Annotated in this window: 20 protein-coding genes; 10 read left to right on the plus strand and 10 right to left on the minus strand. The window is 73.5% G+C overall.

Annotated elements, in window-relative coordinates; genetic code table 11:
- The first annotated feature begins 16 nt into the window (after positions 1 to 16).
- On the plus strand, positions 17 to 880 hold the full coding sequence (locus tag AB0B86_RS23490) for an NmrA family NAD(P)-binding protein (protein WP_357405581.1): 864 nt from the start codon (positions 17 to 19) through the stop codon (positions 878 to 880).
- Positions 881 to 1,016: 136 nt separating this feature from the next.
- Here AB0B86_RS23490 and AB0B86_RS23495 read toward each other — a convergent pair whose 3' ends face one another.
- On the minus strand, positions 1,017 to 1,616 hold the full coding sequence (locus AB0B86_RS23495) for a TetR family transcriptional regulator (RefSeq protein ID WP_357419816.1): 600 nt from the start codon (positions 1,614 to 1,616) through the stop codon (positions 1,017 to 1,019).
- A 106-nt stretch (positions 1,617 to 1,722) separates the two neighbouring features.
- On the opposite strand from AB0B86_RS23495, the gene AB0B86_RS23500 reads away from it, so the two are divergent.
- The 5 genes from AB0B86_RS23500 to AB0B86_RS23520 all read left to right on the plus strand — a co-directional run bounded on the left by AB0B86_RS23500 (position 1,723) and on the right by AB0B86_RS23520 (position 5,550).
- On the plus strand, positions 1,723 to 2,340 hold the full coding sequence (locus tag AB0B86_RS23500) for a helix-turn-helix domain-containing protein (protein ID WP_357419817.1): 618 nt from the start codon (positions 1,723 to 1,725) through the stop codon (positions 2,338 to 2,340).
- Positions 2,333 to 3,604, plus strand: a complete 1,272-nt coding sequence (locus AB0B86_RS23505; protein WP_357405587.1) for an MFS transporter — start codon at positions 2,333 to 2,335, stop codon at positions 3,602 to 3,604. The genes AB0B86_RS23500 and AB0B86_RS23505 overlap by 8 nt, the downstream gene beginning before the upstream one ends.
- 82 nt (positions 3,605 to 3,686) lie before the next feature.
- Positions 3,687 to 4,193 (plus strand): nuclear transport factor 2 family protein, encoded by a 507-nt coding sequence (locus AB0B86_RS23510; RefSeq protein WP_357419818.1) that lies wholly within the window; start codon positions 3,687 to 3,689, stop codon positions 4,191 to 4,193.
- A 96-nt stretch (positions 4,194 to 4,289) separates the two neighbouring features.
- Positions 4,290 to 4,766: a hypothetical protein gene (locus AB0B86_RS23515; protein ID WP_357405591.1), complete on the plus strand. Its 477-nt coding sequence runs from the start codon at positions 4,290 to 4,292 to the stop codon at positions 4,764 to 4,766.
- A gap of 202 nt (positions 4,767 to 4,968) precedes the next feature.
- Positions 4,969 to 5,550, plus strand: coding sequence for a maleylpyruvate isomerase N-terminal domain-containing protein (locus AB0B86_RS23520; protein WP_357405593.1), 582 nt, complete (start codon positions 4,969 to 4,971; stop codon positions 5,548 to 5,550).
- Here the strand turns inward: AB0B86_RS23520 and AB0B86_RS23525 are convergent.
- Both AB0B86_RS23525 and AB0B86_RS23530 read right to left on the minus strand, forming a co-directional pair.
- Positions 5,547 to 6,089, minus strand: coding sequence for a GNAT family N-acetyltransferase (locus AB0B86_RS23525; RefSeq protein WP_357419819.1), 543 nt, complete (start codon positions 6,087 to 6,089; stop codon positions 5,547 to 5,549). The genes AB0B86_RS23520 and AB0B86_RS23525 overlap by 4 nt on opposite strands.
- 42 nt (positions 6,090 to 6,131) lie before the next feature.
- Positions 6,132 to 6,617, minus strand: coding sequence for a DUF1992 domain-containing protein (locus AB0B86_RS23530; protein WP_357419820.1), 486 nt, complete (start codon positions 6,615 to 6,617; stop codon positions 6,132 to 6,134).
- A 223-nt stretch (positions 6,618 to 6,840) separates the two neighbouring features.
- Between AB0B86_RS23530 and AB0B86_RS23535 the strand changes: the two genes are divergently transcribed.
- Positions 6,841 to 7,491, plus strand: coding sequence for a LysE family translocator (locus tag AB0B86_RS23535; RefSeq protein WP_357405599.1), 651 nt, complete (start codon positions 6,841 to 6,843; stop codon positions 7,489 to 7,491).
- A gap of 39 nt (positions 7,492 to 7,530) precedes the next feature.
- Here the strand turns inward: AB0B86_RS23535 and AB0B86_RS23540 are convergent, their stop codons facing one another.
- The 3 genes from AB0B86_RS23540 to AB0B86_RS23550 are packed head-to-tail and all read right to left on the minus strand — an operon-like array spanning position 7,531 to position 10,394.
- Positions 7,531 to 8,352, minus strand: a complete 822-nt coding sequence (locus AB0B86_RS23540; protein ID WP_357419821.1) for an SDR family NAD(P)-dependent oxidoreductase — start codon at positions 8,350 to 8,352, stop codon at positions 7,531 to 7,533.
- Complete coding sequence (locus AB0B86_RS23545) at positions 8,349 to 9,689, minus strand: NAD(P)-binding domain-containing protein (RefSeq protein ID WP_357419822.1); 1,341 nt, start codon at positions 9,687 to 9,689, stop codon at positions 8,349 to 8,351. Before AB0B86_RS23545 ends, AB0B86_RS23540 begins: the two co-directional genes overlap by 4 nt.
- A 57-nt stretch (positions 9,690 to 9,746) precedes the next feature.
- Positions 9,747 to 10,394 (minus strand): TetR/AcrR family transcriptional regulator, encoded by a 648-nt coding sequence (locus AB0B86_RS23550; RefSeq protein ID WP_357419823.1) that lies wholly within the window; start codon positions 10,392 to 10,394, stop codon positions 9,747 to 9,749.
- Between the two features lie 57 nt (positions 10,395 to 10,451).
- Here AB0B86_RS23550 and AB0B86_RS23555 point away from each other — a divergent pair, with 57 nt between their 5' ends.
- The 3 genes from AB0B86_RS23555 (at position 10,452) to AB0B86_RS23565 (ending at position 13,591) form a co-directional block, all read left to right on the plus strand.
- Positions 10,452 to 11,819 carry an MFS transporter gene (locus tag AB0B86_RS23555; protein WP_357419824.1) on the plus strand — a complete coding sequence of 456 codons (1,368 nt, stop codon included), beginning with the start codon at positions 10,452 to 10,454 and terminating at the stop codon, positions 11,817 to 11,819.
- Positions 11,820 to 11,869: 50 nt separating this feature from the next.
- Complete coding sequence (locus AB0B86_RS23560; RefSeq protein WP_357419825.1) at positions 11,870 to 13,018, plus strand: hypothetical protein; 1,149 nt, start codon at positions 11,870 to 11,872, stop codon at positions 13,016 to 13,018.
- A gap of 231 nt (positions 13,019 to 13,249) precedes the next feature.
- Positions 13,250 to 13,591, plus strand: coding sequence for an RNA polymerase-binding protein RbpA (locus AB0B86_RS23565; protein ID WP_030489777.1), 342 nt, complete (start codon positions 13,250 to 13,252; stop codon positions 13,589 to 13,591).
- Positions 13,592 to 13,668: 77 nt separating this feature from the next.
- On the opposite strand, the gene AB0B86_RS23570 is transcribed toward AB0B86_RS23565, so the two are convergent.
- From AB0B86_RS23570 to AB0B86_RS23585, 4 genes are all read right to left on the minus strand, one after another.
- A complete protein-coding gene (locus tag AB0B86_RS23570; RefSeq protein WP_357405611.1) occupies positions 13,669 to 14,187 on the minus strand; it encodes an FxsA family protein in 519 nt (172 codons plus the stop codon).
- 67 nt (positions 14,188 to 14,254) lie between these two features.
- Positions 14,255 to 15,064 (minus strand): polyprenol monophosphomannose synthase, encoded by an 810-nt coding sequence (locus AB0B86_RS23575; RefSeq protein WP_357405613.1) that lies wholly within the window; start codon positions 15,062 to 15,064, stop codon positions 14,255 to 14,257.
- 34 nt (positions 15,065 to 15,098) lie between these two features.
- Positions 15,099 to 16,769 carry an apolipoprotein N-acyltransferase gene (gene lnt / locus AB0B86_RS23580; protein WP_357405682.1) on the minus strand — a complete coding sequence of 557 codons (1,671 nt, stop codon included), beginning with the start codon at positions 16,767 to 16,769 and terminating at the stop codon, positions 15,099 to 15,101.
- Positions 16,770 to 17,364: 595 nt separating this feature from the next.
- Complete coding sequence (locus AB0B86_RS23585) at positions 17,365 to 18,702, minus strand: glutamate mutase L (protein WP_357419826.1); 1,338 nt, start codon at positions 18,700 to 18,702, stop codon at positions 17,365 to 17,367.
- Positions 18,703 to 18,775 lie beyond the last annotated feature (73 nt).

The following is an 18,775-nucleotide window of genomic DNA, read 5'->3' on the forward strand; positions in this document are numbered from 1 at the left end:
ACAGGGAGTGGTAGTCATGTTCGTCATCACCGGTGCCACAGGTCAACTCGGCTCCCAGATCGTCGACCGGTTGCTCGAGCGGGTTCCCGCCGAGACCGTGGGTGTCAGCGTGCGCGACGTGACAAAGGCGGCCGGTCTGGCCGCCCGCGGTGTCCGGGTCCGCGCCGGAGACTTCACCGACCCGCGCACGCTGCAACACGCCTTCGAGGGTGCCGAAAAGGTCCTCGTCGTGTCCGCCGCCATCCGCGGCAGCGACGCGGCCGCCGCGAACCGCGCCGCCATCGACGCCGCCCACACCGTCGGGGCAAAACGTGTGCTCTACACCAGCCACCAGGCGGCGTCGAAGGACTCCCTCTTCCCCGCCCAGCTCACCCACGCCGAGACCGAGGAGCATCTGGTCGGCCTGGGTGTCCCCTTCACCGCGCTGCGCAACGGCTTCTACGCGAGCACGCTCAGCGTCTACATCGGTGCGGCCCTGGAGACGGGTGTGCTCGCGGCGCCAGCGGACGGTCCGGTCTCCTGGACCGCACACGCCGACCTCGCCGAGGCCGCGGCCATCGCCCTCGCCGACGACGGCGCGCTCGACGGGATCACCGCTCCGCTGACCGGGCCCGAACTGCTCGACCTCGAGGCGGTGGCCGGCATCCTCAGTGCCGTCACGGGTCGCACCATCAGGCGCGTCGTCGTGGATGACCAGCAGTGGCGGGCCACCACCATCGCTGGCGGCGTCCCCGCAGCAGCAGCCGACTTCACCCTCGGCATCTACCGCGCGGCTCGCCGTGGCGAGTTCGCCGTCACCGACCCGACCCTGGAGACCCTCATCGGTCACCGGCCGACGTCCGTCCGTTCGGTGCTCACTGCCATCGTCGCCCGCGCCTGAGGGACGCGAGCCGACCCGCCCGTCCCAGCGGATCAGGGCGGGTCGGCCGCGTCCTCCGTGCGGTCGGGTGGGCCGCCGGGCAGCGATTGCACCCACCTGACCGCGCGGCGGAGTGTGCACGCCGACGTGCCGTGGCTCAATCCGCGCTGGCGGGCCGGACGGTCGACGGTGGCATGTCGGCCGTGGCCAACGTTTGGAAGCACGGACGGAGCAGCTCGATGATCTGGTCGGGCGAGGCGTCCGCGAGTCGGCCGAGGCGAAGCAGGTACCGCTCGATGATCACACCGTGCACGATCGCGCTGAGCAGGCTGGCGCGCAGTTCGGCGTCCTCGGTGGGAATCGCGGTGGTGATCTGACTGAGCTGGGGTTCGGCGGCAGCTCGGTACCGCTCGGCAGCGTCGGTGTTGGTGAGCATCGAACGCAGCACCGCGAGTGAGGCGACCGGCTCGCCGTCCAGACGGCTGGCGAGCGAGGCGAGCAGGACGTCGACGATCTCTTCGCCGCCGCCGGACAACTCGGCGGCGGGCAGCTCGGCGGCCCGGGAGAACAGGTTGTCCTTGGTGCCGAAGTAGTGCATCACCAGGCCGGCGTCGACCCCGACCGTCCTGGCCACGGCGCGGATCGTGGTGCGCTCATAGCCGAGTTCGGCGAACAGCTGCCGGGCCGCCGCCAGGATGCTCTCTTCGGTCTGGCGGCGCTGCTCGGCTCGGGTCAACCGTGGGCTCGGTTCGGTCACCCGGTCATTCTACGGTTGTTGAACAGTGGAGCTGTTGCCGGCGAATCGGCCGCCATCCCTGGGCCTCGGGTTGCTAGAGATGTCTTTCTAAAGCATTCTCTAGGGTGTGACCGAAGAAGTGCCGCAACGTTCCATCAAGCTCACCGACCCACGCACCCTGCGGGCGTACGCGCACCCGCTGCGGATGCAACTGATCGGGCTGCTGCGCCGCGAGGGCCCGATGACCGCCACCCAGGCCGCCGCCCGGCTCGACGACAATGTGCCGAACTGTTCGTTCCACCTGCGCCAGCTCGCCAAGTACGGATTGGCCGAACGCGTTGCGGGGGCGGACGGTCGGGAACGGCCCTGGCGGGCCACCGCGCACGACACGTCCTGGGCCGACGACTCCGACGACCCGGCCATGAAGTCCGCGACGGACCAGCTCAACAGCGTGATGCTCGGCGTCTACACGCAATACGCGCAGGACTACCTCGCAGTCCGCGGCGACGAGCCCGTCGAATGGCGAACCGCCGCCGGCTTCGGCGACGCGCTGCTGCACGTCACCGCCAGTGAGCTGCGTGAGCTCACGGAGGAGGTCGACGCCCTGCTGGCCCGGTACGACGAACGGGTTGCCGACCCGGCGAGACGCCCGCCCGGGTCTCGCCCGGTGCAGTTCATCCAGATGGTGGTGCCGCGTGGACCCGTGCCCCCCGATGACCAGCCAGCGGAGACCGACAGTGACTGAACCCCTCGTTCTGGCCGACCCGGCACCGCCGCGCCGGCCGCGCATCCCACGGCTGCTGCAGCAGACCGCCTTCCGCCGCTACTGGTCCGCGCAGACCGTCTCGCTCTTCGGCGATCAGATCACCATGCTCGCCGTGCCGCTGCTTGCCGTGCTGGCGATCGGCGCCGGACCCGTCGAGATGGGCTACCTGACCGCCGCCTCGCTGCTGCCGAACCTGTTCTTCTCCCTGCCGGCCGGCGCCCTGGTGGACCGGTACCCGCGCCGACGACACGTAATGATCATCGCCGACCTTGGCCGGGCGGGCCTTCTGCTGGCCGTGCCGCTGCTGTGGTGGGCGGACGCACTGAACCTGCCGCTGCTCTGTGTCGTGGCCTTCCTGATCGGGATCCTCTCGATGTTCTTCGAGGTGGCGCACAGCAGCCTCTTCGCCGCCCTGGTCCGGCGGCCGGACTATGTGGACGCCAGTAGTCTGATCAACGGCAGCAGAGCCATGTCGTACGTGGCCGGCCCGAGCATCGGTGGCGTGCTCGTGCAGGTGCTCACCGCTCCGATCGCGCTTGTCGCCGACGTGCTCACCTACCTGGCGTCCGCTGTCTTCCTGGCCCGCACAAGGGTCACCGAGCATCCGGTACAGAGCGGCCCGGGCCTGGGCATGGCCGCCGGTGTGCGGTATGTGGCCCGGTCCGCGGTGCTACGGGCGATCCTGCTTGGCACCACCACGCTCAACCTGTTCAACTACATGTTCGCCGCGCTCTTCGTGCTGTACGTGACCACCGAGCTGGACGTCTCCCCCGGCATGCTGGGCCTCGTCGTCGGGACCGGCGCGTTCGGCGGACTGCTCGGCGCTGCGGTAAGCGGTCCGCTCAGTCGCCGGATCGGCATCGGCCCCGCGGTAATCCTCGGTCTCGTCGTCTTTCCGGCCCCACTGATCCTCGTGCCGCTGGCCGGGGGACCGCGGCCGCTGGTGCTCGCGCTGCTGATCACCGCCGAGTTCGTCTCCGCGCTGGGCGTCATGGTCCTCGACATCGCGGCCGGATCGGTGCAGACCGCTGCCACACCGGGGACGATGCTCGCCGTGGTGTCCGGTGTCAGACGCACTGTCAACTACGGCATCCGGCCGGTCGGCGCCCTGATCGGCGGAGCGCTCGGCGCCGCGATGGGGGTGCGCTCCGCCCTCTGGATCGCCAGCATCGGTGCCCTGCTCGGGGTGCTCTGGGTCGTCTTCTCCCCGCTGCGCAGCATGCGCAAGCTGCCCGAGGAGTGATGCGCCACCGTTGCCGAACGAATCCCGGGGGCGACGCTGGCCGAGGGCTGGCGGCGTTGCCCGGGTTCGGGTCATTCAACGGATGTTGACCGGTCCACCTCGTTCGTTCTACGCTCGTTCAATCAACGCATGTTCAACGAATGCTGACCAGGAGGTCACGATGACAACCTCGTCCCGCGCAGTCGTCGAAGAGATCCTGCGGGCCGGCCGCGAGGCCGACATCGAGGCGTTCGTGGCGTTGATGGCGCCGGACGGGTACCTCGAGTGGCCGTACCACCCGCCGGGCGTGCCCGGCCGACTGCGGGGCCGTCCAGAGATTCGCCGTCATCTCACGCAGACAGCCGGCACCTTCATCAGGTTCGACGAATACCGCAACGTGGTGCTGCACGAGACCACCGACCCCGAGGTCGTCATCGTGGAGTACGAGGCGTACGGCAGCGTCGTCGCCACTGCCGGGCCGTTCGAGCAGCAGGTGATCGCGGTCATTCGCGTCCGCGACGGCCAGGTCCTGTCCTATCGCGACTACGTCAACCCGCTGCCCCTCGTCGAGGCGCTGGCCAGCATCACCACCGCCACAGCGCCGGGCTGACCCGGACAGATCCGCGCCGCACCGGGACCATCGCCCGGGTGCCCGCCGAGCCGGTGATTTGACCCTCGAGCGGGTCGAGGCCCGAGCATCTGCGCCATGGACGACCAACAGACAGCCGACCCGACAATGGCGCGCATCATCGAGGCGGTGCAGCTCGGCCAGTCCGGTCGGCCAGCCCGGGCCCGCGAGCTGCTCAGCGCGCTGTGGGACGAGATCGGCCCCGGCGGCGACCCGCTGCACCGCTGCACCCTCGCCCACTACCTCGCCGATCTGCAGGACACCACCGAGGCGGAGCTGGGCTGGGACGAGCGCGCCCTGGCCGCCGTGTCCGACCTGACCGACGAACGCGCCAGGCGATACCTGCCCTCGCTCCAGGTCCAGGCGTTCCTGCCGTCGCTGTTTCTCAACCTGGCCGACTGTCACCGTCGCCTGGGCCAGCCCGCCCAGGCTCGCGAGTACCTGGCCCGAGCCGGCGAGCAGGTGGCGCACCTGCCGGACGACCCGTACGGCGCGACGATCCGCGCGGCCGTTCGCGACTTCACCGCGGACGACCCGACCGACCTGCGGCGGTAATCGTTTCGCGGCGGACCGGCCAGTTCAGCATCGCCCGGGTCCATGCCGAGCACCCGCAGGCCGGCGCCGCTGATCGGCGACGTCGCGGCGAGCACCCGCAGGGTGGTGAACTAGCCGGCGCCGTTGGGGCCGAGCAGCCCGATTTTCCGCGTGGCGCCGGATCTCGATTGCGTCACCCGACCGGCACTGCGACAGTCGTCGGATGTCAACGGTGACCGGCGTCGAACTGCTCCAGGCAGCCGACGAGATGACCCGGGTGCTGCACCCGCACCGCGAGCGCGACTGGTCCGTGCCCGCCGGCCCACTGACCTGGAGCTGCTGGACCACCGCCGCGCACATCGCGCACGACCTGCTCGCCTACGCCGGCCAGGTCACCGGCCGCCCGGATGACGGCTACCTCCCGTACGACCTGCGGGTCTCCCCCGCCGCGAGCCCGGCGCAGACCCTCACCGTGGTGCGGGCCTGCGCCGGGCTGCTCGCCGCCGCCGTCGACGCCGCCGCACCGGACACCCGGGCCTGGCACTTCGGCCCCTGCGACCCGGTGGGCTTCGCCGCGATGGGAGTGGCCGAGACCCTGCTGCACACCCACGACATCACCGTCGGTCTCGGCGTGGCCTGGCAGCCGCCGCAGCGGTTGAGCGCGGCGGTGCTGCGGCGACTCTTCCCGGATGCCCCGGACGGTGCCGCACCCCAGGTCCTGCTGTGGCTGACCGGGCGCGGTGACCTGCCCGGCCGGGCCCGACGCACCTCGTGGCGGTGGCAGGCGGCGGTGGCGGAGGGCTAGCCGACGCTCAGCGAGTGCCGGTGACCGTCAAGCGGAAAGGGCGGCCGGGCCGGCAGCACCTCCTGGAACACGAAGCCACTCTTCTGCGCCACCCGGCAGGACGCCACATTGTCCACCTGGTGCAGCAGGTCGAGGCGCTCCAGCTCGGGGAACTCCTCGAACGCCCACCGGCTGAGCGCGGTGACCGCCCGCGGCGCGACACCACGCCCGCGTGCCCACGACGCCGTCCAGTACCCCACCTCGGGCATGGGCCAGTGCACGCTCACCCTCTTGAGCACCACGTTCGCCACCAGCCGTGGCTCGTCGGCGTCGTCCTGGAGGACCGCGAAGCTGTAGCGCCGACCGGCGTCCCAGTCCTGCCGGGTCCGCGCCAACCACTGTCGACCCTCGGCCGGGCTGGTCACCGGCAGCCGGGTCCACCGGCGCAACACCGGATCCCGGTACGCGTCAAGCAGGGCGTCCAGGTCGTCGTCCCGCCACTGGCGCAGGGCCAGGCCCGGCACCGACGGCGGACCGGACGCGCGCAGGTCGATACCCATCGGCACAGTCTGCCGGTGCCGGGCACCGCCGACCAGACCGGGTCAGCGCGACCGGCGGCGCCACGACAACCACCAGGCGCGGCGCGGCCGGCGCGGCGCGGCGACGCTCACCCGGTCGGTCGCCGGCGTCGCGAGGCTGGGCGCGGCGTGCTCGGCGCGCCAGCGGCGCACCACCTCGTCGGCGTTCACCGGACGCACCGCCACCCCGGGGCCGTCGGGGTTGCGCAGCCACGCCACGATCTGCGCGTTGAGCTGCCCCACGAAGTCGCGTACGGCCTGTTCGGTGGGCAGGTCGCGGACCTCGTCGGGGACCTGCTCGATGCGTCGGCGCAGTTGCAACGGGGTGGGCAGGAGCAGGTCGCTCGGCAACGCCTCACGCTCCAGGAAACTCTTGATCCACCACGACTCGTCGTACGGTGTGCCCTGGCCGGGGATCGGTTTGCCCATGCCGGGCAGGTCGTCGAACTCGCCGCGTTGCACGGCTCCCCGGATCTGCGCCTCCACCGCCGCTTCCCACGCCTCGGTCACCCTGCGGCACCTCCCCCGGCCACCGTAACGCGCCGCCTCCGCCGGCAGCACTTCGTACCAGGTCAGCACGCCCCCGGCGGTGACCATTCCCCGCGGCTGCCGGCGGAGGGGGTTTCCGCCCGGGTGACCGGATCCAGGGCCACCGTCTGCCAGGTGGCCCTGGGACGACGCGGTCACCCCGGCCTAGGGTCGCAGCGGGGCTGCCGAACGGGGGGAAAGCATCATGGTCAGCACGGGGGCGCTGGTGGGCATCGCGCTTGTGGCGTTGGGGATGGTGCTCACGCCCGGCCCGAACATGGTCTACCTGGTGTCCCGCTCGGTGTCGCAGGGCCGCCGGGCCGGGCTCATCTCGTTGCTGGGGGTCGCCGCCGGGTTCGCGGTGTACCTGGCGGCGGCGGTCCTCGGCCTGGCCACCGTCTTCGTGCTGGTGCCGACCCTGTACGCCGTGGTGAAGCTGGCCGGCGCCGGCTACCTGCTCTGGCTGGCCTGGCGGACGTTGCGTCCGGGCGGAGGGTCACCATTCGCCCCCACGCCGCTGCCACCGGACCCGTCCCGGCGGCTGTTCACCATGGGTCTGGTCACCAACCTGCTGAACCCGAAGATCGCGATCCTCTACGTGTCGCTGCTACCGCAGTTCATCGACCCGGCACGGGGGCACCTGGCGGTGCAGAGCCTGCTGCTGGGCCTGACCCAGGTCGCCGTCGCGTTGAGCGTGAACGGGCTGATCGTGCTCAGCGCCGGCACGTTGGCCGGGTTCTTCGCCCGTCGACCGGTGTGGCTGCGGGTGCAGCGGTGGGTGACCGGCACCGCCCTGGCCGCGTTGGCCCTGCGGATCGCCGCCGACCGGTCCCGCGCGGCCGTCGCCACGCCCTGACCGGCCGGGCGGTGCCCGCGCCGCTTCGACCGCGGCACCTCACCGTCCCCGGTGGCGGCGGACCATTCCGGCGGCCAGCGGCGCGGCGTCCAGGTCACCGGCGGCGATCCGGGCGGTGAGGGTACGCCGCACCAGCCGGTCGGCCAGCGCCGGCGCGTGCCGACCGACAGCCAACTCCAGCCGACCGCGCGTCGTGGTCGCCACGTCACGCGGTGCCCGCCGGGCGGCGGCGGTCCGCAGGATCGCCGCGACCACCCCCTCGACGGGCTCGGGGCGGGACACCCCGCGCAGGGACAGGCCGGCCTCGGCGGTGCTGTGGTGGATGGGTGAGACGACCATGCTGGGGTAGACCACGCTCACCCCGACGTGCGTGCCCACCTCGTGGCGCAGCGCGTCGGCGTACGCCACCAGCGCCCGTTTGCTGACTCCGTACGCGGCGGCGAGCGGCAGCGGCAGCACCGCCATCCGACTGGCCACGAAGATGACCCGCCCGCGTGCGGTGAGCAGCTGTGGCATTGCCGCGGCGGTGGTCCGCCAGGCGGCGAGCAGGTTGACCTCCAACTGTCGGCGGACCACCTCGTCGGGGGGCAGTTCGGCGGGGGCGGGACCACCGACACCGGCGTTGTTGATCAGCAGGTCCAGCCCGCCGAGCCGGTCGAGCGCGGCGCGTACCGCCGGTGCCACGGCGTCCGGGTCGGTCAGGTCGCAGCCGAGCACCGGCAGGTCGCCGTCGGGGCGCGCGTGCAGGTCGAGCCCCACCACCTGGGCGCCGGCGGCGGTGAACGCCGCGCCGAGATGCCGGCCGAACGTTCCGCTTGCGCCGGTCAGCAGCACCCGACGGCCGGCCAGCCGACCCGTCACCGCCGCACCCCGCCCGAGGAGGCCGCACCGGAGCGGGCCCGGCGGGTTCCGGCGACCAACTCGCGGGCCAGCTCGGCCAGGTACCCGTCGAAGTCCACCCGCATCGCGGGGCGGCGCTGACCCCACCGGGCGGTCGCGGCCCGCAACTCGGCCCGACACGCGGCCCGCTGCCGGTCGGGGTTCGGCAGCGCGTACCGGCCGGCGAGGTGCGCGGCGATCAGCTTGGCCTGCGCCTCCATCAGGGGGAACGCGGAGCCGGTGGACTGCATCAGCCCCACGAAGGTCAGGCCCGGGGCGTCGGTGTGGAACACGTGCCGGTACAGCGGCAGGGTGTCCGCGCCGCCGCCGAGCAGCGCCGGGTCGAGGAACGGGATCTCCACCCGGTAGCCGGTGCACCAGATGATCAGGTCGACGCTGTCGCTGCGCCCGTCGGTGAACTCGACCCGGTCCCCGTCCAGTGCGGCGACGCCGGGCCGGGCCTCGACGTCGCCGTGGGTCAGCCGGGACAGCAGCCCGTCGGAGAGCGTCGGATGATCCTGCAGGAAGCCGTGCCGCGGTGCGGGCAGCCCGTAGCGGGCGGGGCTGCCGACTGTGGCGTTCAGCGTCGCCTGGCTGACGCGTTGGCGCAGTCGCCACGGCAGTCGGCGGGCCAGGGCCCCGTTCAGGGTGTCCGAGGGGCGGCCCAGCAGGTACTTCGGTACGACCCAGACGCCCCGGCGCAGCGAGAGCAGGGTGCGGGTGGCGGCGTACGAGGCGTCCACCGCGATGTCCATCGCGGAGTTGCCGCCGCCCACGACCAGGACCCGTCGGCCGGCCAACTGCTCCGGGCCCCGGTAGTCGTGGCTGTGCAGCTGCTCGGCCGTGCAGGTGCCCGGGTATGACGGTTCGGGCAGCCGGGGCACCCGGTTGTGCCCGTTGGCGACGACCACGGCGTCGACGGTGACGGTGACCGGCCCGTCCGGTCCGGTCGCGACCACCGTCCAGGTGCTGCCCGGGGCCTGGGTGACCCGCTCGACGGTGTGCCGCAGCCGGATGTCCCCGCCCAGCCCGAAGCGGTGGGCGTAGTCGGCGAGGTAGCCGGCGACCCGGCGGTGGTCGGGGTAGTCGGGCCAGTCGGTGGGCATCGGGTGGTCGGCGAACTGGGTGCGTCCCCGGCTGGTGTTCAGGTGCAGCGTGCGGTACGCGGGCGAGTCGGGTGCCCCGTACACCCAGAGGCCACCGACCTGCTCGGCGGCCTCGAAGGCGACCGTCGGCACATCGGCGTCGCGCAGTGCCTTGACGGCGGCGAGCCCGGCCGCGCCGGCGCCGATCACCGCCACCCGAGGTGGTCCGCCCATTGCCGCCCCCCATTTAATCCAACGTCGGATGGATAATCGTCGGGCGGCGGCGACGCGTCAAGGGGTCGACGACCCGTACAGGCCGTCGAGCAGGCGGTGCACGAACGCCCGGAACTCGCGCCGTTCCCGAGCGCCCGGCGCACCGGCGGCCAGGGCCACCACGTGCGCGTGGGTCGCCCACACCAGGCTGCGGACGGTGATGTGCGGCGTCGGCTCGGCCAGCGCCCCGGCCGCCGCGGCGGCGCTGAGCAACTCCGTGATCAGCCGGTACAACGGCTCGGCGTAGCGCGTGTCGAGCTCGGCGTGCCGCTGCGGTTCGAGCCAGCGGCGCAGCCACAGCGCGGTGGTCTCCGGGCGGTCCTCCAGGAAGTCGACGAAGACGTCGACAAGCTCGTGCAGGGCCCGCCGGGCCGCCTGCGGCCCGGCGTCGAGCGCCGCGCGGGCCTGCGCGGCGGCCTGGGTGAGCACCTCCTGCTCGGCGGCGAAGACCCGGGCGAAGCAGGCGTCGTAGAGCGCCGCCTTCGTACCCGTGTGGTGCGCGACAGTGGCGACGTCGACCCCGGCGGCGGCGGCGACCTCCCGCAACCCGACGGCGTCGAAGCCCCGCTCGGCGAACAGCGTGGTCGCCGCGGTGAGCACCACATCACGGGTCGGGCGGGTCTCGTCACGGCGGGGCCGACCGGGCCGGCGGCGAGGCATGGTCATGGCCGCCATTCTGCCCCTAGAATCCGACAACCGTTGGATTACCGAGGGGATGCGGCGATGACCGGGCTCGACCGGCGGCCCCTGGCCGCCACCGACGCGACACTTGCCCGGGGCCCGCTGGCGGGCTTCGCGGCCGGCTCGCTCGGCATGGGTGTCTGGGTGACAGTGCCCGGCCTGCTGCTGCTGTACTTCCTCACCGACGTGCTGGCCGTCGGGCCGTGGCTGGCCGGCCTCGCCCTGCTGCTGCCGAAGATCGCCGACGTGCTGCTGCACCCCTGGGTGGGGCACCGCGCCGACGTCGAGCAGACCCGCCGCGGTGACCGGCGCCGCCTGCTGCTGCTCGGCTGTGCCCTGCCCGTCGCGTTCGCCGCGCTCTTCGCGGTGCCCGGCGGGTTGACCGGCGGGCCGGCGGCCGGCTGGGTGGCGGTGTGCTTCGTCGCCGGCAATCTGCTCTTCGCCGCCTACCAGGTGCCCTACCTGGCCACCCCGGCCGACCTGCGGATCGGTTACGACGAACGCACCCGGCTGATGGCGTTCCGGATGGTCGTGCTGACCCTGGGCATCCTGCTCTCCGGGTTGCTGGCCCCGCTGCTCACCGGCGGCGACGCCGCGACCCGGGGCGGCTACCAGCGGATGGGGATGATCCTCGCCGTCGGCATGCTGGCCGCCATGCTTGTCGGTGTCGCCGGCATCGCCCGGCTGCGCGGGCGGGCGGCGGACCCCACCCCGGCGGGGCACGGCGGGTGGCCGGCCCTGCGCACCGCGCTGCGCGACCGACAGTTCCGCTGGCTGGTGGCCGCATACCTGGCCATGTCCACCGCCACCCACCTGGTGCTCGCCGGGGTGCCCTACTACGCCGAGTACGAGCTGCGCTCCCCCGGCCTGACCACGGTGCTGGTGGCCGCGTTCGTCGCACCGGCGCTGCTGGTCACCCCGGCCTGGTTGGTGCTGGCCCGCCGTGTCGGCAAGCAACGGGCGCTGCTGGGCGCGCAGGGCGCGTTCGCGATCGGGTCGCTGGTGCTCGCTGTCGGTCGACCGGCCGGCCTGCCGGTGTTGATCGGCGCGGTGGCGGTGCTCGGGGTGGCGTTCGCCGGCATGCAACTGCTGCCCTTCTCGATGCTGCCCGACGTGATCCGCGCCGCCGCCACCGACCGCACCACCGAGACCACTGGTGCCGGCACCTACACCGGGGTGTGGACGGCAACCGAGGCCACCGGCGCGGCACTGGGCCCGTACGCGTACGCGCTGTGCCTGGCCATCGGCGGTTTCGTGGCCTCGACGGCCGGTGAGTCACCGACGCAGCCCGACGCGGCGCTGGCGGCGGTCCGCTACGGCTTCGGGCTGCTGCCGGCGGTGGCGATGCTCGCGGCGCTGTTGCTGCAACGCCGCTACACCCTGGACGCGCGCGCCCGCGCCGCGAGCTGACCCGCCGCGGTGCGGCGGGCGGCCACACCCGGCACTAGACTGCCACCTCGATGGACGCCCAGCCCACCACCGCCGAAACCCGCCCCTGTGCCCACTGTGGACAGCCGGTGCCGCAGCGTGTCGGCGCGGGCCGACCGTTTCGGTACTGCCGGGACAACGACGGCGCCTGCCAGCGGGCGTCCCGCAACAGCCGGATGCGCCACCGCAACGCCCCCGGCCTACCGGGGCAGGTGGCCCGCACCTGGGAGGCGGTGGACCGGCTCGACCAGATCGTCGAGACGCTCACCGAATCCCTGCACGCCGAGTTGTCCCCGGTGGGTGTGCAGCGCCAGATCGCCCAGGTCCGCGCGGAGGCCGCCACCGAGGTCGCGGCGGCGCAGACCGAACGCGACGAGGCCCGCGACGACGCCGAGACCGCCGCCGCCGACGCGGCGCGGGCCCGGGAGCAGGCCCGCACGGCGTCCGCCGCCGCCGACGAGGCCCGCCAGCGCGCCGAGCAGGCGCACCAGCGGGCCACCGCTGCCGACGAGCGGGCGCGGCACGCCGAAGCTGCCCGCGACCAGGCACGCCACGACGTCAGTGCCGCCGAGGCGCTGCGCGTCCAGGCCGAACGTGACCGGGACCAGGCCCGCGCCGAGGTGCGCGACCTGCGCGCGCAACGCGACGCCGAGCGGCAGCGGGTGGCCGACCTGACCGGCGAACGTGACGCGTCCCGCGCCGACGCCGAGCGGGCCACCCGGGTGGCCGCCGACGCTACCGAACGGGCCGGGCGGTGGCAGGCCGAGGTGCAGGACGTCCGCCGCCAGATCGAGCAGGCCCGTGCCGACGCCGCCCGCGCCCGCGCCGAGGCCGCGGACGCCACTCGCGCCCGGGAGCAGGCCGACCGGGCCCGCGACCGCGCCCAGGTCGCCGCCCGTCAGGTCGACGAGGCCCGGCAGGAGGTCGCGCAGGTCGCGGCGCGGCTGCGGGCGGAGCTGGCCGCCACCGCCGCCGCGCGGGACGCGCTCACCGCCGAGCTGAGCGCGGCCCGGCAGGCGGCGGCCACCGCCGAGAGCCAGGTCACCGCCCTGACGGTACGACTCGACGCCGCCGAAGGTGACCGGGACCTGGCCCAGCGGCGGGTGGCGCAACTCGGTGACCAGGTCAGCGACCTGGCGTTGGCGCTGGCCCGCCTCGGCCCGCCGCCGACGACCGGGTGACCTGAGTGGCGCAACTTTCACTGCCCGGGGGCGGTTAACCTTCCCGGTGGCAGCGGGTGGCGTCTCCGTTGCGACCCGCCCGGGGATCACCTGGCCGGGTGCGTGTCCCGGCCGGCTACCCTTGGTCGCGGCCCCACCCGTGGACGCCTCACGCCCTCGGGCGGGAATGGCTCGGCGGGAACGCGCCGTTACACCCAGAAGACCAGCACCACGAACGAGGGGAAGTCGATCATGGGCGAGCGTATGCTGCGCGGAAGCCGCCTTGGCGCGGTGAGCTACGAATCCGACCGCAACACGGAGCTCGCGCCGCGTCAGACCCGCGAGTACCTCTGCGCCAAGGGCCATCAGTTCGAGGTGCCGTTCGCCGTCGACGCCGAGGTCCCGATGACCTGGGAATGCAAGTTCGACGGCAGCGTCGCCCGACTCGTCGACGGCAACGAGCCGGAGCAGAAGAAGGCCAAGCCGCCGCGTACCCACTGGGACATGCTGCTGGAGCGGCGCTCGATCGCCGAGCTCGAGGACATCCTCGAGGAGCGCCTGCAGGAGGTTCGGACCCGCCGCGGCCGCGCCTGAGCCGCACGACACCAGCGCCCCCGGGGTCATCCCCGGGGGCGCCGTCTTGTCTGCGTGCGGTCTTGTTTGCGTGCGGTCTACTGGCGGCCGGGCTCGATGATCTCGCCCTCGATGGCCCGACCACCGTCGACCACCACCGGCGGCTGCGGCTGCGGGGTCGGTTGCGGCGCACCCTGGCGCACCCGCACCGTTCGGGGGCCGAACAGGTCACCGGCGACCATCGACGACACCCGCCGCTCGGTGGCCCGGCGCACTCCGGCGCGGGCCAGTCGCCGCACCGGCGGCACCAGCAGCAGCAACCCGATCAACCCGCTGACCAGACCGGGCGCCGCCAGCAACAGGGCACCACCCAAACCCACAAGGCCGTCGGTCACCTGCCCACCGGGCGGTTGCCCGGCAGACGCGGCGGCGCGGAACCCACGCCAGGCGCGCATCCCCTCCCGGCGCAGCAGCACCAACCCCAGCAGGGACGCCGCGAAGACCAGCAGCACGGCCAGCCCGAACCCCAGCGCCCGCCCGACCCCGACGAACACCGCCAGCTCCACCACCACCGCCAGCAACAGGGCCAACGGCACGAACTTCAGTCCTCGGCGCATCTCACCTCATCGCCATTCCCGCGACACCATTGACGTGTCCCGCTCAGCAAGCATGACACGAGCGCGCTCACGGCCACCGGGCCTGACCGGTGGCCGTGCCGTTCAGGCCACGGCGTACCGCCTGCCGCCGGTCCTGCACCCCCCAGGCGGTGATCCGCCACAGCGCCTCGGCCACGATCCGCGGGCTCATCTTGCTGTCCCCGCGTTCCCGTTCGGCGAAGGTGATCGGCACCTCCACGATCCGCACCCCCGCCCGGTGCGCCAGCCGGGACAACTCCACCTGGAACGAATACCCCTGCGACGTCACCGACGCCAGGTCGATGGCGTCCAACGCGCTGATCCGGTACACCCGGTAACCGCCCGTGGCGTCCGAAACGGGCATGCCCAGGGCGAGGCGCGCGTACAGGTTGCCGCCACGCGACAGCAGCAGCCGCCGCAGCGGCCAGTTGAGCACCTGCGCGCCGCTGGTCCACCGCGACCCGATCACCACGTCGGCGTCGCGGGCGGCCTCCAGCAGCGCCGGCAGGTCCTCCGGGGCGTGCGAGCCGTCGGCGTCCATCTCCACGACCGCCTGGTAGCCGCGCTCACGGGCCCAACCGAACCCGGCCAGATACGCCGCACCGAGACCCTCCTTGCCCTGGCGGTGCAGCACCTGCACGTGCGCGTCACCGTCGGCGAGGGCGTCGGCGATCGCGCCGGTGCCGTCGGGGCTGTTGTCGTCGGCGATGAGGATCCGTACCGCCGGGGCGGCGCGCCGGACCCGGCCGACGATCGTGGCGATGTTGTCGGCCTCGTTGTAGGTGGGGATCACCACAAGCACCCGGCCCACACCCGGCACCTCGTCCGGGCGTCGGATCGTATCGGTCGCCTGGATCATGGTTCCTCCGCTCCCGCCGGCGTACCGGCTGTTGCTACCCGGGCATGACCCGCTGCCGCCGACGCAGCACCGCCGCGCCGACCAGGGCCGCCACGGCCAGCGCGGCGAGCGTCACCTCCGGCCACCAGCCGAGGCGGGTGGCGAGGGTACGCCCGTCGTCGAGCCGCAACTGCCGCACCACGACCTCCCGGGTGTTGAACCCGGTGGCATCGCTTACCCGCCCGTCGGGGGCGACGAACCCGGACACGCCGACCGTGGACGCCATCAACGCCGGCCGACCGTGCTCGACGGCCCGCAGCCGCACCATGGCCAACTGCTGGAGGGCCTCGGCCTCGTTGAAGGTGGCGTTGTTGGTCTGCACCACAAGCAGTTGCGCGCCGCCGGTGACGGTGTCGCGGACCACCTCGTCGTAGGCGACCTCGAAACAGATCACGTCACCGAGCACGGCCGGGCCGGCGCGTACCACGCCCGGGGTGCTACCGGCCACGAAGTCGCTGCGGATCAGGTCGACCTGCTTGCTGACCCTGCGCGCGATGTCCCGCAACGGCACGTACTCGGCGAACGGCACGGGATGCCGTTTGGCGTAGAGCTGGTCCATGTCCGCGCCGGTGCCGGGCCGCCACAGCATGCCCGCGTTGCGGACCTGCCCGGGGCCGGGCCCGAGCAGCACCGCGCCGACCAGGATGGGCGCGCGGACCGTGTCGGCGGCCTGGGAGATCCGGGCCCCGGCGGTGGGGTTGCGCAGCGGGTCGATGTCGCTGGAGTTCTCCGGCCACACCACCAGGTCGGGTTGCCGCTCGGCGCCGGAGGCGACCCGCGCGGCCAACTTCAGGGTGGCGTCGACGTGGTTGTCCAACACCGCCTGCCGTTGGGCGTTGAAGTCCAGCCCGAGGCGCGGCACGTTGCCCTGCACGATCGCCACGGTGACTGTGGCGCCGGACCCGGCGGCGGCGACCGGCACGAACAGCCCCACGGCGCTCAGCGCGACGGCCAGGACGGCCGGTACGGCCACTGGCGCCCACCGCCGCCCGGCAGTGACCCCCAGCGGCCGGTCAACGCCCTGCGGGCCGTCAGCGTGTGAGGTGGCATCCGGCGGGGTGTCGGCGTGCCAGGTGGCGTCCTGGGGGGTGGAACGGGCGGCCCAGCCGCGCCAGGCGGCGGCGACCAGCAACCCGCCGGCCAGGGCCACCGCGAAGGTGACAAGCGGCGCGCCGCCGAGCGCGGCCAGGCGCAGCAGCGGAGAGTCGTCCTGGCTGAACGCCAACCGCCCCCACGGGAAACCGCCGAACGGGGTGCGGTCGCGCAGCGCCTCCTGCCCCACCCACAGCAGCCCGGTCAGCGTCGGCCACTCCCAGCGGCCACGGTCGGCCAGCGGGGACACCCAGGCGGTGGCGGCACCGAGCAGCGCCAGGTAGCCGGCCTGCAGCAGCGACAGCAGCACCCACGGCAGGTAACCGGTGTGCAGGTTCGTCCAGGCCAGCATCGGCGCGAACAGCGCCACCCCGGTGAGGAAACCCAGGCCCGCGCCGGCACGAACCCGTCGCCGGTGGGCGGCGGCGGCCAACAGCGCCACACCTACCGGCGCGAGCGGCCACACCCCGTAGGGCGGGAACGCCAGCAGCAGGGCCAGCCCGGCGATCACGGCCATGGGCGCGGCCACGCGCAGCGGCAGCGGCCGACCCGCCGCGACCGGCGCGCGCAGCACCGTGGGGACGTGACTCTCGTCCCGGTCCAGGGTCGTCACCGCAGCTTCACCTCGATCACGCGCCGAAGGCTACCCGGCCGCCACCCGCGCCCCGGCCCAGCTCCGCGATCTTGCCGTTTCTGCTGCGACACAAGGGGCGTTCCCGCCCAACTCGACCACAAAACTGCAAGATCGGCGAGTCGGTGGGGTGGGGGTCGACGTGAAAGTGAAATCGGGGCGCGGCTCGCGCCGCGCCCCGATGCTCCCAGGCCCTTCCCGGCCGGTGTGGCGAGGATGGGGCACGACGACCTTCGGACCGACCGGACGTGGACTGGCTGCCCCCGCCGGGCCGTTGTCTACTGGCCGTGCACCTCACCCTGCCCGTACACCGGTAACCGCGGCCGGTTCGCGCCGCCCCGCCGACCCCCGCCCGCTGGACCTGGCCGCCGCGACGATGACGCTGAAAAATGTCGCTCGGCCAGCGGACGAGAGGACGAAGCGAACAACAGCCGCTTCCCGTGGTAGGACTCAAAGACGGTACGTGCCGACCCCCGTCGGTTGTCAACCCACCCGGGCCTGTCGTGTGTTGCGCCACGGCGTGTCGGGTCGGCGAGTCTCAATGCGTGCGCAGATGGTGGCGCAGCAACGCCCCCGCCGCCGCCCGGTGCTCCTCGGCGAGCAACCCCCCGGCGGCGAGCACGTAGTCGGCGTCGACGACCGCGGCGGCGGCGCGGGGCAACGCCCACCCGCCGGCGTGGTCGGCCAGAACCGCCGCCAACACCTGCCCGGACGTGTCCGCCGGCGCGTGCCGCAGCACCCCACCGGAACCCACGAGCAGCCGCACGTCACGCAGGTCCCGCCCGGCCCGTTCCCCGGTGGCAGCGCCGCGGGCGTGCCGGCGCAACGCCACAGTCGCCGCGAGGGTGGCGATGCGGGCGTCCACGGCCCGCTCGGCGTCGTCGACCGCCAGGAACGCCGGGTCGGCGGCCCGCCGCGCCGCGGCGGCACCCAGCCCGGCGGCCTCGTCCGCGGTGAGCAGCCGCTCCTCGACAGCGGCCCGCAGCACCCCCGGGGCGCTCCACCGCATGCCCAGGTCACCCTCGACAGTGCGCGCCCGCCACAGGTTCCCGGCCACCTCCCGCGCCGGGCCGGTGGCCCGCTCATCGGGGGTGAGCACCGAGTACACGTCGGTGGTGGCACCCCCCACGTCGACAACGGCCAGGTCACCACCGAGGGTGTCGGCGAGCACCTCCACCCCGGTGAGCACCACGTCGGGGGTGGCCGCCCGGACCAGCCGCGCGAACCGGGTGCCCTTCGACAGCCGCTTACCACCGATGACGTGACGCAGGAACACCGCGCGGATCGCCGCCCGCGCCGCCGCCGGGGCCAGCACCCCGATGCGCGGCAGGACGTTCTGCGCGTCCGTCACCGGCACCCCGGCGGCCGCCAACAACCCGGTCAGCTCCGCGCGCACGTCACCGTTGCCGGCGTACACCACCGGCACCCGCCACCGGGCCCGGGCCAGCCGCGTCGCGTTGTGGGTGATCGTGTCGGCGTCACCGCCGTCGGTGCCACCGACGAGCAGGACCACGTCGGGTCGGGCCGCCCGCAACGCCGTCAGGTCCGCAGCGCCCAGCCGGCCGGCCGCCACGTGCACCACGTGCGCGCCGGCGGACAACCCGACCCGCCGCCCGGCCTGCGCGGTGACCAACGGCTCGTAGCCGATCACCGCCAGCCGCAGCCCACCGCCGGCCGACGAACACACGTACCACGGCAGGTCACGCACCCCCAGCCCGGCCGTGGCCGCCGCGACCGCGGCGTCCAGGCCGTGCAACACGTCGGTGCCGACAGTCGTCGGCGCGGCGGCCGCGCCGACAAGCACCCCGCCGGTCAGGTCCACCACCGCCGCCTTGGTGTACGTGGACCCGACGTCCGCGCACACCGCCAGCGTCACAGGCCCTCCTGTTCGCGACTGCGGGGCTCGCAACCCCGGCTCACTCCTCGCGACTCACGGTGCCTCAGGTGTT

The organism is Micromonospora sp. NPDC049047 (assembly GCF_040649135.1).
Lineage (GTDB): Bacteria > Actinomycetota > Actinomycetes > Mycobacteriales > Micromonosporaceae > Micromonospora.

Bases quoted from the DNA above. Each gene is read 5' to 3' on its own strand.
- AB0B86_RS23490 (WP_357405581.1), top strand. From the start codon at position 17: ATGTTCGTCATCACCGGTGCCACAGGTCAACTCGGCTCCCAGATCGTC.
- AB0B86_RS23565 (WP_030489777.1), top strand. From the start codon at position 13,250: ATGGGCGAGCGTATGCTGCGCGGAAGCCGCCTTGGCGCGGTGAGCTAC.
- AB0B86_RS23510 (WP_357419818.1), top strand. From the start codon at position 3,687: ATGTTGACCGGTCCACCTCGTTCGTTCTACGCTCGTTCAATCAACGCA.
- AB0B86_RS23570 (WP_357405611.1), bottom strand. From the start codon at position 14,187: ATGCGCCGAGGACTGAAGTTCGTGCCGTTGGCCCTGTTGCTGGCGGTG.
- AB0B86_RS23525 (WP_357419819.1), bottom strand. From the start codon at position 6,089: ATGGGTATCGACCTGCGCGCGTCCGGTCCGCCGTCGGTGCCGGGCCTG.
- AB0B86_RS23550 (WP_357419823.1), bottom strand. From the start codon at position 10,394: ATGACCATGCCTCGCCGCCGGCCCGGTCGGCCCCGCCGTGACGAGACC.
- AB0B86_RS23520 (WP_357405593.1), top strand. From the start codon at position 4,969: ATGTCAACGGTGACCGGCGTCGAACTGCTCCAGGCAGCCGACGAGATG.
- AB0B86_RS23575 (WP_357405613.1), bottom strand. From the start codon at position 15,064: ATGATCCAGGCGACCGATACGATCCGACGCCCGGACGAGGTGCCGGGT.
- AB0B86_RS23545 (WP_357419822.1), bottom strand. From the start codon at position 9,689: ATGGGCGGACCACCTCGGGTGGCGGTGATCGGCGCCGGCGCGGCCGGG.
- AB0B86_RS23560 (WP_357419825.1), top strand. From the start codon at position 11,870: ATGGACGCCCAGCCCACCACCGCCGAAACCCGCCCCTGTGCCCACTGT.
- AB0B86_RS23515 (WP_357405591.1), top strand. From the start codon at position 4,290: ATGGACGACCAACAGACAGCCGACCCGACAATGGCGCGCATCATCGAG.
- AB0B86_RS23535 (WP_357405599.1), top strand. From the start codon at position 6,841: ATGGTCAGCACGGGGGCGCTGGTGGGCATCGCGCTTGTGGCGTTGGGG.
- AB0B86_RS23555 (WP_357419824.1), top strand. From the start codon at position 10,452: ATGACCGGGCTCGACCGGCGGCCCCTGGCCGCCACCGACGCGACACTT.